The sequence below is a fragment of the Aquitalea sp. ASV11 genome (assembly GCF_016429185.1).
GTDB classification, from domain to species: domain Bacteria; phylum Pseudomonadota; class Gammaproteobacteria; order Burkholderiales; family Chromobacteriaceae; genus Aquitalea; species Aquitalea pelogenes.
This window is the reverse complement of record NZ_JAELUD010000037.1, coordinates 1-15,005: the sequence shown is the minus strand read 5'-3', so window position 1 is coordinate 15,005 and position 15,005 is coordinate 1. Positions and strand designations below refer to the sequence as shown.

The following is a 15,005-nucleotide window of genomic DNA, read 5'->3' as shown; positions in this document are numbered from 1 at the left end:
CCGCAAATCCTTCTTTTCAAGCATGCAGTGACACACCACAGAGGGCGGCCGGTCAAGCCGCCCTCTTTCTATTCCTGCTTCTCTATCCCTGCGCCTGCTTCAACCTGTCGATCACCGCCCGCGCCAGATGCTGCGTACTCACCCCCGGCGAAATCACATCCGGTGTGGCAATACCATCCTGCAAGGTCGCCAGAACCGCCTGTTCCACTCTCATGGCCAAGTCGGCACGCTGCCACCAGATGCGCAGCAGCATGGCAGCACTGAGAATGGCCGCCAGCGGATTGGCAATGCCCTGTCCGGCAATATCCGGGGCAGAACCATGCACCGGCTCGGCAATGGCGGCCGTCACGCCCAGATTCAGCGATGGTGCCAGCCCCAAACCACCGGCAAAAGCGGCGACCAGGTCTGACAGGATATCGCCGTACAGATTGGGAGCCAGCAGCATGTCAAAACTTTCCGGAGACTGCGCCAGACGCATGGCCGCGGTATCCACCAGCATTTCATCCACGACAATTTCCGGATATTCCCGCGCCACCTCGCGGGCACAGTCGCGAAACAAGCCATCGGTGCGTGGCAGGATGTTCGCCTTGTGGATGATGGTGATGCGCTGACGGCCGGCATGTCTGGCCAGTTCAAACGCACTTCTGGCAACACGGAGTGATGCAGTACGCGTGATGCGCTTGATGGCAACCGCCACTTCGCCATCGGACTGCTCGTCCCCAACGTAAAGGTCTTCGGTATTTTCCCGGACGATGATCAGGTCGATTCCCTGCCGGCACACCGTCAGCGGCAGGCTGAGCGTGGGACGGATATTGGCATGACAGCCCAGCTCGCGCCGCAACTGGACAATGGGGGAGCGATACCCTTCAACCAGTTGCATGGGAGAACTCACCGCCCCGAAAAACACGGCACCACACTCGCGCGCAGCCTCCAGCGTCTTGTCCGGCAAGGCCCTGCCCTGGCGCCGGAAGGTTTCCCAGCCGGCATCGGCAAACACCAGTTGCAAACCTGGCAGCACCGCTTGCAGCACACCCACGGCAACGGGAACCACCTCGTGGCCGATCCCGTCTCCGGGAATCACACACAGCTTCATTGCTTGCTCCGCTTTCTGTCAGCAGGACAGCAGATTGTACGCGTCCAGCTTTGCACCATACAAAAAAGATGACATCAGAATGGCAAATCGGCATCTGGCTGTACACTGTCTGACAACAGCCGCCTGGATACAGTTTTATGCACTAGCGCAGCGCGCGATACAATTCGCTGATCTAAATCAACGCATTGCTAAGAACAAACAGGAATAAACACAGCGGAAAGAAATCGTTAGGGCTGCCCCACTCTTTAAGGTAACATCCTGTTCCAGTTGACTTTCCCGCCGTATGCCCGCCATAGCATGCCAAAAGCTGTTGCAGGCTTTGCGTCGTGGCGATTTGATCATTATGTTTTATGACATAGTGAGAACAGCTAGCAATGTTTAGTCAAGCGTCCCTGAAAAGGGTAAAATCGCCGCAACCACTCATTCCTTGATTTCTATTGGATAGCGAGCAGCAATTTATATGTCCTCCCCCAATTTGACCGCTGAAAAGGTTTTGTCGGTTCACCACTGGAACGACACCCTGTTCACCTTCACCTGCACCCGCGATGCCGGCCTGCGCTTCATCAACGGCCAATTCGTCATGATCGGCCTGGAAGTAAACGGCAAGCCGCTGATGCGCGCCTACTCCATTGTCAGCTCCAACTACGAAGAGCATCTGGAGTTTTACAGCATCAAGGTACAAGACGGCCCGCTGACCTCCAAACTGCAACACCTGCAAGTTGGCGACACCGTGCTGATCAGCAAAAAGCCCACCGGCACCCTGGTACAAGACAACCTGCTGCCGGGCAAGAACCTGTATCTGTTGTCCACCGGTACCGGCCTGGCACCGTTCATGTCCATCATCAAGGACCCGGAAGTCTACGAACGCTACGACAAAGTCATCCTGACCCACGGCGTACGCTGGGTGAATGAGCTGGGCTATCACGACTACATCACCAAAGAACTGCCGGAAAACGAGTTCTTTGGCGACATCGTGAAAGAAAAGCTGATTTACTATCCGACCGTTACCCGCGAACCGTTCCGCAATCAGGGCCGCCTGACCGACCTGATCACCAACGGCAAGATGTGCGCCGACATCGGCCTGCCGCAGCTGAACCCGGAAAACGACCGCGTGCTGATCTGCGGTAGCCCGTCCATGCTGCACGACCTGTGCGAAATCCTGAATGGCATGGGTTTCAAGGAATCGCCGCGTATGGGCGAACCGGGCGACTACGCCATCGAACGTGCTTTTGTGGAAAAGTGATTCCGCTTTTTCCTGGGAAATGACAAAACGCCATCCAGCCGGATGGCGTTTTTCTTTGCCGGTACACCAAGGCAGTGGCATCAGCGGAAATGGCAGATGCAAAAAAGGGAGGCCGAAGCCTCCCTTTTCTTATTGCGAGCCAGACGCTGACGTCTGATTAGTTTGCTGCGGAAGCCGGAGCGGCTTTCTTGGCAGCGTGCTTTTTAGCGTGATGTTTTTTGGCAGCGTGCTTCTTGGCCGGAGCGGAAGCGTCAGCAGCCTGGGCTTTCTGAGCGGAAGCTTCTACTTTCTTGGCAGCATGCTTTTTGGCGTGGTGCTTTTTGGCAGCCTTTTTAGCCGGTGCGGAAGCGTCAGCAGCCTGGGCTTTTTGAGCGGAAGCTTCTACTTTCTTGGCAGCATGCTTTTTGGCGTGGTGCTTTTTGGCAGCCTTTTTAGCCGGTGCGGAAGCGTCAGCAGCCTGGGCTTTCTGAGCGGAAGCGTCTACTTTCTTGGCAGCATGCTTTTTGGCGTGGTGCTTTTTGGCAGCCTTTTTAGCCGGTGCGGAAGCGTCAGCAGCCTGGGCCTTCTGAGCGGAAGCGTCTACTTTCTTGGCAGCGTGCTTTTTGGCGTGGTGCTTTTTCACAGCCTTTTTAGCTGGTGCGGAAGCGTCAGCAGCCTGGGCTTTCTGAGCGGAAGCGTCTACTTTCTTGGCAGCGTGCTTTTTGGCGTGATGCTTTTTCACAGCCTTCTTAGCCGGTGCGGAAGCATCAGCAGCCTGGGCTTTCTGAGCGGAAGCGTCTACTTTCTTGGCAGCGTGCTTTTTGGCGTGATGCTTTTTCACAGCCTTTTTAGCCGGTGCGGAAGCATCAGCAGCCTGGGCTTTCTGAGCGGAAGCGTCTACTTTCTTGGCAGCGTGCTTTTTGGCGTGATGCTTTTTGGCAGCCTTTTTAGCCGGAGCGGAAGCGTCAGCAGCCTGGGCTTTCTGAGCGGAAGCTTCTACCTTCTTCACGCCTTTCTTGGCGTGGTGAATCTTGGCAGCTTTGGCTTTCGGTGCGGAAGCAGCAGCCGGAGCGGAAGCGTTGGTGGCGGCGAAACCAGCAGCGGAGCTCAGACCGAAGGCGGCAGACAAAACGAGCAGGGTCAGTTTTTTCATGTTGCGTTCTCCAATATCAAGTGGGGAGTGTTCTTTCCGAGACACCGCAGTGGTGTTTCCATGAGTCGTATCCTAGCCCTGCCCAATCTGGCCGTCTGTGAGTGCTATGTAAGGTCATGTAACGCTACGTACAGGATTAGCGCCGCGTGACGGTGAGTACCTGATATACACCGCCGAACAGCGTCTCCTTGTGCCAGTCAAAAGCCTCGGCATCACTGGCATAACTGGAAATTTCATTGCGCCACAGCGCCTCGGCAAAGGGTTCCAGCACGCGGTTGACCCACTTGAGCAACCAGCCGACAGGCTGCCAGGGCGCGGGCTTGTGATAGTCGACAAACACGGCCTTGCCGCCAGCAGGCAGCTGGGAAAGCATGTTGTCGACAATGCGGTGCTTGAGATCGTCCGGCACTTCATGCAGTAAAAAGAAGCTGCAGATCAGGTCTGCCGGCTGCTCCAGACGGTAGTTTGCCGCATCGGCGCGCTCCACGCGTGCCTGCGGGTAGCAGGCGAGCTTGTGCACACCGTGCTCAACCTGCACCGGGGTGATATCGGTCAGAATGAATTCGCCATGCTTGCGCACCTTGGCCGCCGCTTTTTGCACCAGATCCCCATAGACATGCGCCACCTGCCACACCCGCATGCCGGGGCGGATTTGCTGCAAGTAGCGCTGCATCAGGCGCTGGTCATTGAGAAACAGCAGTGTGCTGACGACCAGGTTACGGTCCAGCAGCGCTGCGCGGCGCGGATTGACATAGGCCCAGTCGTAGACTTCGGTCATGTAGTCCGGCACCCCTTCGTAGTAGGGGTTGCACGGAAGCGGTGGGTGGTTGCGGCTCATGATGGCACCTCGGATTAGCTATTTGGCAAGAAATTTTAGCAAACGCTAATATTCTTTCATTTGAGCTAGACCAAGCTTTGCCTTCATCCGCCAAGTACTGAAATGCAAAACGGCCCTGTCGGGCCGTTCAAGCAAGTGACTGATTCCGCAGCGTTCCCATCTGCTCATCAACCCCTTTCACTTTCCATCCGGCAAGCAAGAGGGGTCTGTCAGTAATCGGCTCGGGATACGGTTAATCTGCCAGCGTGAGCACCACGGGCGTATGGTCGGACGGGCGTTCCCATTTGCGCGGCGTCTTGTCGATGACGCACTCCACCGCCCGCGCCTGCAGCGCCGGCGTAATCAGGATGTGGTCGATACGCACGCCCTTGTTGCGGCGGAACATCATGGCGCGGTAATCCCACCAGCTGTACTGCTTGTCCTCCTGGTTGAACAGGCGGAAGCTGTCGGCCAGTCCAAGATCGACCAACGCACGAAATGCCGCGCGCTCCGGTGTGCTGCACAGTACTTGCTCGTGCCAGCTTTCCGGGTCGTACACATCACGGTCTTCCGGGGCGATATTGTAGTCGCCCAGCAGCGCCAGTTGCGGATGACGCGTCAGCTCATCGGCAATGTAGTCATGCAGTTTGCCCAGCCATTCCAGCTTGTACGGATACTTCGGTGAATCAACGGCCTCGCCATTGACGAAGTAGCCACAAATCACGCGCACACCGTTTACCGTGGCAGCAATCACCCGGCGTTGCGGGTCGTCGTAGCCCGGAATGCCTTGCACCACGTCGTCCAGCTGCAAGGGCGCGCGTACCAGAATGGCCACGCCGTTATAGGTTTTCTGGCCGAACCAGGCGGCACGGTAACCGGCGGCCTCGATTTCGGCCAGCGGGAATACGTCCTGATCCATTTTCAATTCTTGCAGGCACAGTACGTCGACCGGGCTTTGCGCAAGCCATTCCAGCACCTGAGGCAGACGGACCTTGAGTGAGTTGACGTTCCACGTGGCTAATTGCATATCTTCAGTTCTCGTTTACTTAGGGCAGCCGCTCGTAGCGGCGGCTGCATCTGAATCAGAAATCACGACGACTGCCGGCAAGGCGCAAACATGTCCAGTTGCTTGTTGTAAACACTGGTGTGCACGCCCAGCACACCCAGCAGCGAGTGGAACAGGTTGTCGTGGGAATACGGCTCGGCCTTGCGACCTTCCAGACAGCGCTGGTTCAGCCCGACTTCCTGCTGGAAGCTGTCGGAAAACCACATCATCGCACCAATATGCTTTTGCGCCTCCGGCGCCAGCAGATACGGCGTACCGTGCAGATACATGCCGTTTTCGCCCAGCGATTCGCCATGGTCGGACATGTACAGCATGCCAGTGTTATAACGCTGCTGGTTGGCCCGCAGGAAATCAATCAGGCCGGACAGCACCGTGTCGGTATACAGGATGGTGTTGTCAAAGCCGTTGACGATCTGCTCGCGCGGGCAGCGTGACAGCTCGCTGGTCTGGCATACCGGTTTGAACTGCTCCATGGCCGGTGGGTAACGCTTGTAATAGGCCGGGCCATGGCTGCCCATCTGGTGCAGCACCAGCACGATGTCGCGGTCGGACTGGTCAATCTTCTGTTGCAGGTTCTGCAGCAGGATTTCATCCCAGCACTCGCCAGTGCTGCACAGCTTGTCGTCCTTGCTGGTGGTGACATCTTCCAGCGTCACCCGGTTGCACACATCCTTGCAGCCGGATTGGTTATCCCGCCAGATCACGTTATAACCGGCGCGCTTGAGCACATCCAGCACGTTTTCCTGACGTGCTGCCTTGTCCCCGCTGTAATTGTCACGCCCGATACCAGAGAACATGCAAGGCACCGAGACAGCGGTTTCGGTACCGCAGGAATGGACATTGGGCAGGTTGATCAAACCCGGCTGCGCCGACAGTTTCGGATTGGTGTTGCGCGGATAACCGTTGAGCGAAAAATGGTCGGCACGGGCGGTTTCCCCCACCACCAGCACAAACACCGTCTTGCGCTTGTGCTGCTGCCAGCTGGCATCGCGCTTGGCATCTTCGCCCAGCGGGCTGATCACCACCGGGCCACTATTGTAATGGTCCTGCACATAGCCATTGGTGGCCTGGATATAGTTGAAAGGTGTCAGGTAATGACGCAACTGGCGGTTGTTGCGGAACAGCGAGGCGAAATCCTGATAAGCAGCAAAGGCGATACCCAGCAGCACTGCGGCAGAAATCAGGATGGTCAGCAGACGTGCACCACTCTCGCGCAGCGGCGAACGCCATTGTATCTGGCGCCGGCACAGCCACCAGGCGGGCAGTATGCCCAGCACGATGACAAACAGCGCCATCTTGCCAGTCAGCAGGTCGCGCACTTCCTTGTTATCAGTCTGGACTGCGTTTTGCACCATGTGTACATCAATCATCACCCCATACTGGTTCATGAAGTAGGTGATGAAAGAGGTAATCAGCAGCAACAGCGCCATCACCGGCTTGCCGATATACGGCCAGTTGAACAGCGACAGCACCAGGTTGTAAAACGCCGTCACCAGCAGGAAGGATTCCAGCAGCAGCTTGATGCCGTGGCCATCCAGCGGCCCGACAATACGCAACATTTCCTGCCAGAATGGCAGGTTGTAAAACAGCACCAGCCCCAGCGACACCAACAAGGTGAGACGCTCTGGCCGGATGGAACGGTTGAAGATCATCATGTCCCCATCAACTTCATGAACCAGGAAAGCTTGCACGCAGAGCATGCTCCACGACACATAAACAGCATGGCCAGCGCAATGTCACTCATGCGGCAACGACAAGCAGGCCACGCAAGCAGTGCGGCCGGACTGCGCCGCCGCATGCGTGTTTGAAAAATCGACGCCATCTTACCCGATTAACTTCGCAACAGTATGGCGATACGCGGTTCACTGCTTGCCAGCGGCTGGCCGGAGGCTTACAGCCCCCTTGTTGCAGCCGGCTTGACCTTGTTTTTCAAATGGTTAATCTGGCAAATAAACAACAGATATTTGATCAAATTTGTCATTGCACGGCAGCGCAGCTAGAATGGTCCTGTGTTCATCACCGGAGAAACAAATTGTCCAGACAATCCAAACCCCTGCATTCCCAGCAACATCCCCTCTGCCCGACCAAAAATCCTCACCGCTCTACCCTGCGCCCTTTCAGCGATGCCTTTACCCTGCGCACTCCGGGCTTTGCCCAGCGCCATCGCCTCGGCCAGACAGAGAAGACGGAAAACGGCCCCGGCAACTGATTTTAGTGAAATGGCGATTCCCGTTTGATGGCAGCACGCCGTGCCAGCCACCATCGGCAAGAATCCCGGAGACGTCATCTCACTGAAAGCATCAAGCAACACCGCCATCAGGCGGTGTTTTCATTTGCGCTTGCGACAGCCAAAAAAATACCCCCAAGGGGGATTGGGGGCAGGAAAAGACACAATATCGATGTCCTTGGGGGCAGGGATAAGCGTCTGGCTCGCTTGCTGCTCTTGGAGATAACCCGTTGAGCAAAGATTAGAGCCAGCGCCAATCAGGGGAGTTCCCTCCCCCGTGCAAATATTTGTCAGCGCGTCAGGCGGCTTCATCCACCATGCCGGAATGGCGCAACAGCGCGTCAATCTGCGGGTCGCGGCCACGGAAGGCACGGAAGGATTCCAGCGCAGAACGGCTGCCGCCCACTGCCAGAATCTCATCCCAGAAGCGCTTCCCAGTGGCGGCATTGGCACCACCGGCTTCTTCGAAGGCGGCATAGGCATCTGCCGACAGTACTTCCGCCCACTTGTAGCTGTAATAGCCTGCCGAATAACCACCGGCAAAGATATGGCTGAAGCTGTTGGGGAAGCGGTTGTAAGACGGCGGGAAGTTCACCGCCACTTCCTGACGCACGGTATCGAGCAGCGCCAGCCAGTCGCCGGTGCTGGCATCAAAATCGGTGTACAGCAGCATGTCGAACAAGGAAAACTCCAGCTGACGCACCGTCATCATGCCGCTCTGGAAGTTCTTGGCGGCCAGCATCTTGTCGAACAGCGCACGCGGCAGGGTTTCGCCGGTTTCGGCATGGGCGGTCATGCCTTGCAACACCTCCCATTCCCAGCAGAAGTTTTCCATGAACTGGCTGGGCAACTCCACCGCATCCCATTCCACGCCATTGATGCCGGAAACACCCAGCTCCTCTACCTGCGTCAGCATGTGGTGCAGGCCGTGACCAAACTCATGGAACAGGGTGATCACTTCGTCGTGGGTGAACAGCGCCGGCTTGTCACCGACCGGGCGGGTGAAATTGCAGGTGAGGTAAGCCACCGGGGTTTGCATGGTGTCGCCCTTCTTGCGACGGCCACGGGCGTCATCCATCCAGGCTCCGGGGCGCTTGCCTTCGCGCGAGTACAGATCGAAGTAAAAGCTGCCTACCAGCTGGCCATCCTTGATGATGTCGTAGAAGCGCACATCGTCATGCCATACCGGAGCGCTGCTATCTCGCACTTCCACGCCATACAGGGTGTTGACCACCCCGAACAGGCCGGGCAGCACCTTACTTTCCGGGAAGTACTGTTTCACTTCCTGCTCGGAGAAGGCATAGCGTGCCACGCGCAGTTTTTCGGCAGCGTAAGCAATGTCCCAGGCTTGCAGGTCGGAGAGACCCAGCTCCTTGCTGGCAAAGGCTTCCAGTTCGGCGCGGTCTTTCAGTGCAAAAGGCTTGGCACGGGTCGCCAGGTCGCGCAGGAAGGCAATGACTTGCGCCGGGCTTTCCGCCATCTTGGTGAACAAGGACAGCTCGGCATAATTGGCAAAACCCAGCAGTTGGGCTTCTTCACGGGTGAGCTGCAATTTTTCGCGGATGATTTCGGTATTGTCGTGCTCGGGCAGGCCGAACTCCGACGCGCGCTTCACATAGGCGTCGTACAGCTTCTGGCGCAGCGCACGGTTATGCGCGTACTGCATTACCGGGAAGTAAAACGGGAACTGCAGGGTGATCTTGTAACCGGTTTTTTCATCGGCCTGAGCAGCAGCGGCAAACAGGGCCAGCGCGTCTTCCGGCACACCGTCCAGCTCGCTGGCGTCTTCCAGATACAGGCTGAAGGCGTCGGTGGCGTCCATCACGTTCTGTTCGAAGCGGGCGGACAACTCGGCCAGACGGCTCTGGATGGCGGCATAGCGCTGGCGCTGTGCTTCCGGCAGCTCGGCACCGGACAGGCGGAAATCACGCAAATCGTTCTGGATGATTTTCTGGCGTGCCGCATTGTAGCCGGCATAGTCCGGGCTGGCTTCAATGGCCTTGAACTGGCCGAGCAGAGCCAGGTTCTGTCCCAGTTCGGTCCAGAATTCGGAAATCGGCGCGATATTGGCATTGTAGGCATCACGCAGTTCCGGGGTATTCACCACCGCATTCAGGTGTCCTACTACGCCCCAGGCGCGTGACAGGCGTTCGGTGGCGTCGGTAAGCGGGTCGACAAAGTTTTCCCAGTTCGGGCTATCCACATGGGCGGTCAGCTGCGCCACGGTGTGACGGGCCTCGCTCAGCAATTGCGCGATGGCCGGGCTGATGTGTTCCGGACGGATCTCGGCAAAACGTGGCAGTCCGGTAAAGTCGAGGAGCGGATTCAGGCTCATTGTTCACTTTCTGTGGCAAATGGCAGCCGCTGGCGGGGAACGGTGCCGGTATCGGAATAGACGGTAGCAGGCCAACAGGCTACCGCCATTGCTATATGATAGGGAATCTCGAACCCGTTAGATGAGGACGTTCTGATGAATCGCAATATCCGCCCCTACGATGGCAGCACGCCGCAGATTGCCGACTCCTGCTACATCGACCCTGCAGCCGTGGTGATTGGCGATGTCACGCTGGCGGAGAATGCCTCGGTTTGGCCCTTTGCCGTGATCCGCGGTGATGTCAACGCCATTCATATCGGTGAAGGCAGCAATATCCAGGACTTTGCCATGCTGCATGTCACCCACAAGCGCGATAGCGACCCTGTCGGCGCACCGCTAAACATCGGCAAGCATGTCACCATCGGCCATCACGTCACCCTGCACGGCTGTACCATTGGCGATGAAGTGCTGGTAGGCATTGGCAGTATCATTCTGGACCGCGCCATTATCGAAGACCGGGTACTGATTGGCGCCGGTAGCCTGGTGCCGCCGGGCAAGCGGCTGGAGTCGGGTTATCTGTACCTGGGCAATCCGGTAAAACAGGCCCGCAAGCTGACCGAACAGGAGTTGGCCTACTTCAAGTATTCCGCCGAGCACTACATCCGCGTAGCCAACAAGCACAAACCGAATCTGGAATGAATTCCCGCAGGAGATAAAGCCATGCCGCCACGGTTGCGTAATGCCAAAGAGAGTGACGCAGCAGCCATTGCCGCGCTGATGTTGCCCGAAAGCAGCAGCCAGGGTGGTAGCCTGCATGGCGATTTCCCGCTGGAAAAAATCAGCCACTGGCTGACACAGGCCTTGGCCGATGGCATGCCGATAGTGCTGGCGGAAGACGCCGCCAGCCTGCTGGGAGTAGTGTTTACCAGTAGCAGCCGGCATCTGGACAGCCCGGTGGCGGTGCAAATGGCCAGGCTGCATCATGCCACCGGGCCATTCTATTTCTATGGCCCGGTTTGCCTTGCGGCTCGGGCACGCGGCCAGGGCTTGCTGAGCGCCATGTGGCAGCAGCTACAGCAGCAACTACCCGGCCAGCAGGCCGTGCTGTTCATACATGCCGACAACCAGGCATCGCTCAAAGCCCACACACGGCTGGGCATGGTGGTGGATGCGCAATTCGAACTTGATGGCCAACCCTGCGTATTACTGAGCAGCCGCTGATTACCATGGCCTGCCACCTGGGAGGGCATCTCCCTTCTTCATCTCCGTCTGCTCCGCTTGTCTGATCAAGCATCATGCCGGCGACGGGGGAATAGATTCTTGCCAGCTGGCGGTAACAACTTGAACTTGTCCACCGCCCCCCTTCCAGCCTTGCAAGGGCTCACGGCCATTGCGCGCCACTCCCGACGCAGTCCAATCGCTACCAACCATTCTTTAGACAAGGCTGACCGGTAAAACTGGCTGAGTGGACATTGCTGATGCAAATGTCACGCAGTTTAATCCCCGATCCATAGTCCCAAGCGACGGGTCACCACGGCATGCAGGCATCCGAAAACCAACTACGGCAAGAGGCCAAACCGGGCAAACCCCGCTGGCCGCGCTATGTCATGTTGATTGTTGCCTGCACCATCCTCTCGACGCTGCTCAGCCTCTACACCACCGCGGTCAACAGCACCAAGGACGCTCCGCTGACCGGCTTCTGGCTCAAGGCTGCCGCGCCCGGCTTCATGCTTTCCTGCTTCTGGACACTGTTGCGCTACAGCGGCTGGCTGCTGGCAGGCTGGATTGTTGATCACCGCAATGCCTTGCATCTTGCCGCGTATCACCAGGAAGAACAGCGTCGCCAAGAACGGCTTTATATCCCGCATGTCGCCTTGCTTGGCCCGGCCTGCATGCACGCGGGGGATTGCCAGGTTCTGCTCCGGCAACAAAGGGAAAAACCGGTGCCCTTCTGCAATCTGTTAGCAGTACCGCAGTTCGAATCCGCGGCACCGCCCTATCTGGCAGAGCCGGAATCCACCACCGAAGCAGAAGATGGCCAGCAGGATACAGACGCAGCCATATGGCAGGCTTATGCGGCTGACGACGAGGTAGTTGCCGATGATGAAACCGGCGAAGAAGTCGACATCCTGCTAGCGGACGATGCAACAGCATCCGACATGCCATCCGGTGAAGAAGAACAGGAACAACCCCTTCCCGCTGCCCAATACCTCCCCGCCAGACTGGCTGCCATGATGGCTGATTGGCCGCCAGCGGTGTGGCACGCAACAGTCGCGGTTTCCTGGCATGGCAGCGAAGACGCGTGGTTACGCTTTCGTCAGCATGCCAGCGAACTGGGCATCTTGCTGACGTCCCAGCCTCAGCGCTTGCACAGCCCGGAGGACATCGATCTGGTGATTGATGCACTCCATGCCCGGCAACACAGCGGCTATCACCTGCTGGCAGGCATCGTCACGCCTGCGGCCAGCTTCGGGGCAAGCCATGGCCCACCCGCTGCCGAAGCCGCCTTTGCCATGCTGGCAAGCAATATGCCGGAGGGCGGCAGCCTGTCCCGGCCGGTGCTGTTCCGCGCGGCCGACCATCTGGCCTTGGCACAGCGCAATGCTGCACTGGCCAGTCCACCCACCTCCTTTTTCAGCCTGAACCGTGACAGCCCGGAAGAACTGTCCGCAGCAGGCTGGCAAATCGACGCCGTGGAACATGAGCCTTACTGGGGGAATCCCGGCGCATTGGGCTGCTGGATCATGGCAGCAATGGCCATGGAAGCCGCCACCCTGCGGCAACACGCCATTGGCTGGCATGGCCAGCAAAACAATCAACACTGGGCTGGTATTGCGCTGCCGCCCATCACCGCAACAGCAGGAGCCACCCCATGAGATATGTCATCCGTCAGGGCTGCCGCATCACCGGGTGCGGTGAAGTGCTGGAAGGCATGAGCGACGGGCCCCACTTGCGGGGTGTGCCGGTTTCCTTCATCGGGGCCAAGGTGCGTTGTGACGTCTGCAACAGCATCGGCGTCATCGCCATGGCCGGGCCGCGCGGTTCGCTGGGACAAAACAATATCAAGGATAAAACCCTGGCGCTCAACAATGATCTGGTGCTGTGCCGCTGCCCTGTTCATCCACGCCTCATTCACGACTGCCAGGAATGGCAGGTCACCATCTGACCCACCCCAGGCCCCAGACCATGCGTAACCCCTACCAGCTCACCTTCCCCTCCCGTTTCCAGATCGCACCGTCCGTGCATTCCTTTCAGCTTGAAGAAGCACTGGATAGCCCTTACCACCTCAGCGTGGCAGTGACATTGCCAGAGCGCGACCTGCTCCTCGCCCCGCTGATCGGCCAGCCGGTCACCTTCACCATCACCCCGCAATCCACCGCACCGCCGCTGCTCATTCCCGGCATCCCGCCACTGCCGGACGCGCAGGCAGGACAGCGCAGCTGGCACGGGGTGGTGCGTCAGGCGCAACGCGGCCGCAGCAGCCGGGAAGAAACGCTGTACACCTTCGACATCGGCCCGCGCCTGGCCTTGCTGCAGGATAGTCGCACCACCCGCCTGTTCCAGAACATGACGGTAGCGCAGGTGATGCAAGCCTTGCTGCGCCAGCATGGGCTGGATGGCAGCGATTTCCGTTTCACCCTGACCGGCACACAAGCCGTGTACGAGCACCTCACCCAGTTCCGCGAAACCGATCTGGCCTTTCTCTCCCGCCTGGCCGCCCATGCCGGCATCTTCTTCCAGTTCAGCCAGTCCAGCGACGGCAAGGATGTCATCCTGTTTGGCAACGACCTGGAGCACTACAACCGCAGCAATCTGCACCCGGTCGCCCTGCGCGAGCAGGCCGGGCTGGAAAGTGTCGGCACCGAGGCGGTCACCGCCTTCAACATCCGGCACCGTTCTATGCTGCAGGCTACGCGGCGGCGCAACTTCAACGACATGGCCGCCAGTCCACTGCCCGATGGCCGTGCCGGGTTTGCCGGGGAGGTGCCCGCCGCGCATGGCGAGGACTACGACTGGGGCGATGACAATCGCGATGACGAGGAATCCACCCGGCTGGCGCAGATCCGTCACCAACTGTCGGTCAGCCGGCAATGCATGGCCAGTGGCGACAGCAATGTCAGCTGGCTGCAGCCCGGTGCCGTGCTGAAACTGACGCAGGCTTTTGCCGACGCCCCGCACGGCTGGCTGATCAGCCGAGTCAGCCACCACGGCAGCTGCGACAGCGCCTACCAGAACAGCTTCCACGCCATTCCGGCGGATCGCGTCTGGCGGCCCGCCCTGCTTCCCAAGCCGCGCATTCACGGCACCTTGCCCGCCATGGTGGTGAGCCCGGGCAATAACAGCTACCACTATCCTTTCATCGACGAGCATGGCCGCTACCGCGTGCGCTTCCTGTTCGACCTCGATAGCTGGAGCCCCGGCGGGGACTCGCGCGCGGTACGGCTGGCCAAACCGTTTGCCGGACGGCAATTCGGCTTCCACATGCCCATCCACGCCGGCACCATCGTCCACCTCGCCTTCAGCGATGGCGACCCGGATGCACCCTATATCGCCGCCATCACCCATGACAACGAGCGGCCAGACCACATCACCAGCCAATGGCACAGCCGCAATGTCATCCGCACCAAGGCTAACAACAAGCTGCGCATGGAGGATTTGCAGGGCAAGGAACACATCAAGCTGGCCAGCGAATACGGCAAAAGCCAGCTGAATATCGGCCACCTGGTGGATGCCGCCCGCGCGCCACGCGGCGAAGGGTTTGAACTGCGCACCGACCACTGGGGTGCCATCCGCGCCGGCAAAGGCTTGCTCATCAGTGCCGAAGCCAGCCCCGTCGCTGCCACGCCACAACTGGACATGACCGACGCGCTGCACCAGCTGGAACAGGCCAACCGGCTGGCCAAAGCCCTGGCCGATGCCGCAAGCACCGCCACCGCCCTGCCGCCGGACGTCCAGGCCCAGGTCGACCTGCTGCAACAGTCGCTTAAACAGCTGGCACAGGCCGGCATTCTGATCAGCGCCCCGGCCGGCATCGGCCTCACCACCCCGCACACCATCCAGCAATCGGCAGGCAGCACCTACGCCGTCACCGCCGGGCAGCACATCAGCCAGG

General features: G+C 58.9%; 13 protein-coding genes. 6 read left to right on the top strand and 7 right to left on the bottom strand.

Annotation, left to right across the window (positions count from 1 at the left end; translation table 11 throughout):
• Window positions 1–82: 82 nt before the first annotated feature.
• Window positions 83–1,093 carry an isocitrate/isopropylmalate dehydrogenase family protein gene (locus JHD62_RS12795; protein WP_199103233.1) on the bottom strand — a complete coding sequence of 337 codons (1,011 nt, stop codon included), beginning with the start codon at window positions 1,091–1,093 and terminating at the stop codon, window positions 83–85.
• 460 nt (window positions 1,094–1,553) lie between these two features.
• On the opposite strand from JHD62_RS12795, the gene JHD62_RS12790 reads away from it, so the two are divergent.
• Window positions 1,554–2,336: a ferredoxin--NADP reductase gene (locus tag JHD62_RS12790; protein WP_045846727.1), complete on the top strand. Its 783-nt coding sequence runs from the start codon at window positions 1,554–1,556 to the stop codon at window positions 2,334–2,336.
• A gap of 157 nt (window positions 2,337–2,493) precedes the next feature.
• Here the strand turns inward: JHD62_RS12790 and JHD62_RS12785 are convergent, their stop codons facing one another.
• From JHD62_RS12785 to JHD62_RS12760, 6 genes are all read right to left on the bottom strand, one after another.
• Window positions 2,494–3,468, bottom strand: coding sequence for a hypothetical protein (locus JHD62_RS12785; RefSeq protein ID WP_199103232.1), 975 nt, complete (start codon window positions 3,466–3,468; stop codon window positions 2,494–2,496).
• Window positions 3,469–3,604: 136 nt separating this feature from the next.
• Window positions 3,605–4,306: a rhodoquinone biosynthesis methyltransferase RquA gene (gene rquA / locus JHD62_RS12780; RefSeq protein WP_199103231.1), complete on the bottom strand. Its 702-nt coding sequence runs from the start codon at window positions 4,304–4,306 to the stop codon at window positions 3,605–3,607.
• Window positions 4,307–4,538: 232 nt separating this feature from the next.
• Window positions 4,539–5,312, bottom strand: a complete 774-nt coding sequence (xth, locus tag JHD62_RS12775; RefSeq protein ID WP_199103230.1) for an exodeoxyribonuclease III — start codon at window positions 5,310–5,312, stop codon at window positions 4,539–4,541.
• 62 nt (window positions 5,313–5,374) lie between these two features.
• Window positions 5,375–7,006 (bottom strand): phosphoethanolamine transferase, encoded by a 1,632-nt coding sequence (locus tag JHD62_RS12770; protein WP_199103229.1) that lies wholly within the window; start codon window positions 7,004–7,006, stop codon window positions 5,375–5,377.
• A 341-nt stretch (window positions 7,007–7,347) separates the two neighbouring features.
• Complete coding sequence (locus tag JHD62_RS12765) at window positions 7,348–7,668, bottom strand: hypothetical protein (protein ID WP_199103228.1); 321 nt, start codon at window positions 7,666–7,668, stop codon at window positions 7,348–7,350.
• A gap of 208 nt (window positions 7,669–7,876) precedes the next feature.
• Window positions 7,877–9,913, bottom strand: coding sequence for a M3 family metallopeptidase (locus JHD62_RS12760; protein ID WP_199103227.1), 2,037 nt, complete (start codon window positions 9,911–9,913; stop codon window positions 7,877–7,879).
• 135 nt (window positions 9,914–10,048) lie between these two features.
• On the opposite strand from JHD62_RS12760, the gene JHD62_RS12755 reads away from it, so the two are divergent.
• The 5 genes from JHD62_RS12755 to JHD62_RS12735 all read left to right on the top strand — a co-directional run.
• Complete coding sequence (locus JHD62_RS12755) at window positions 10,049–10,591, top strand: gamma carbonic anhydrase family protein (RefSeq protein WP_045848946.1); 543 nt, start codon at window positions 10,049–10,051, stop codon at window positions 10,589–10,591.
• Between the two features lie 21 nt (window positions 10,592–10,612).
• A complete protein-coding gene (locus JHD62_RS12750) occupies window positions 10,613–11,113 on the top strand; it encodes a GNAT family N-acetyltransferase (protein WP_199103226.1) in 501 nt (166 codons plus the stop codon).
• Window positions 11,114–11,430: 317 nt separating this feature from the next.
• Window positions 11,431–12,768, top strand: coding sequence for a hypothetical protein (locus JHD62_RS12745; RefSeq protein ID WP_199103225.1), 1,338 nt, complete (start codon window positions 11,431–11,433; stop codon window positions 12,766–12,768).
• Window positions 12,765–13,058, top strand: a complete 294-nt coding sequence (locus JHD62_RS12740; protein WP_199103224.1) for a PAAR domain-containing protein — start codon at window positions 12,765–12,767, stop codon at window positions 13,056–13,058. Before JHD62_RS12745 ends, JHD62_RS12740 begins: the two co-directional genes overlap by 4 nt.
• Before the next feature lie 20 nt (window positions 13,059–13,078).
• Window positions 13,079–15,005: type VI secretion system Vgr family protein (locus JHD62_RS12735; protein WP_199103223.1), on the top strand; the 1,927-nt coding region annotated here is incomplete at its 3' end.

Bases quoted from the DNA above. Each gene is read 5' to 3' on its own strand.
- JHD62_RS12755 (WP_045848946.1), top strand. From the start codon at position 10,049: ATGAATCGCAATATCCGCCCCTACGATGGCAGCACGCCGCAGATTGCC.
- JHD62_RS12750 (WP_199103226.1), top strand. From the start codon at position 10,613: ATGCCGCCACGGTTGCGTAATGCCAAAGAGAGTGACGCAGCAGCCATT.
- JHD62_RS12770 (WP_199103229.1), bottom strand. From the start codon at position 7,006: ATGATGATCTTCAACCGTTCCATCCGGCCAGAGCGTCTCACCTTGTTG.
- JHD62_RS12740 (WP_199103224.1), top strand. From the start codon at position 12,765: ATGAGATATGTCATCCGTCAGGGCTGCCGCATCACCGGGTGCGGTGAA.
- JHD62_RS12790 (WP_045846727.1), top strand. From the start codon at position 1,554: ATGTCCTCCCCCAATTTGACCGCTGAAAAGGTTTTGTCGGTTCACCAC.
- JHD62_RS12785 (WP_199103232.1), bottom strand. From the start codon at position 3,468: ATGAAAAAACTGACCCTGCTCGTTTTGTCTGCCGCCTTCGGTCTGAGC.
- JHD62_RS12760 (WP_199103227.1), bottom strand. From the start codon at position 9,913: ATGAGCCTGAATCCGCTCCTCGACTTTACCGGACTGCCACGTTTTGCC.
- rquA (WP_199103231.1), bottom strand. From the start codon at position 4,306: ATGAGCCGCAACCACCCACCGCTTCCGTGCAACCCCTACTACGAAGGG.
- JHD62_RS12745 (WP_199103225.1), top strand. From the start codon at position 11,431: ATGCAGGCATCCGAAAACCAACTACGGCAAGAGGCCAAACCGGGCAAA.
- xth (WP_199103230.1), bottom strand. From the start codon at position 5,312: ATGCAATTAGCCACGTGGAACGTCAACTCACTCAAGGTCCGTCTGCCT.
- JHD62_RS12795 (WP_199103233.1), bottom strand. From the start codon at position 1,093: ATGAAGCTGTGTGTGATTCCCGGAGACGGGATCGGCCACGAGGTGGTT.
- JHD62_RS12765 (WP_199103228.1), bottom strand. From the start codon at position 7,668: ATGGCGGTGTTGCTTGATGCTTTCAGTGAGATGACGTCTCCGGGATTC.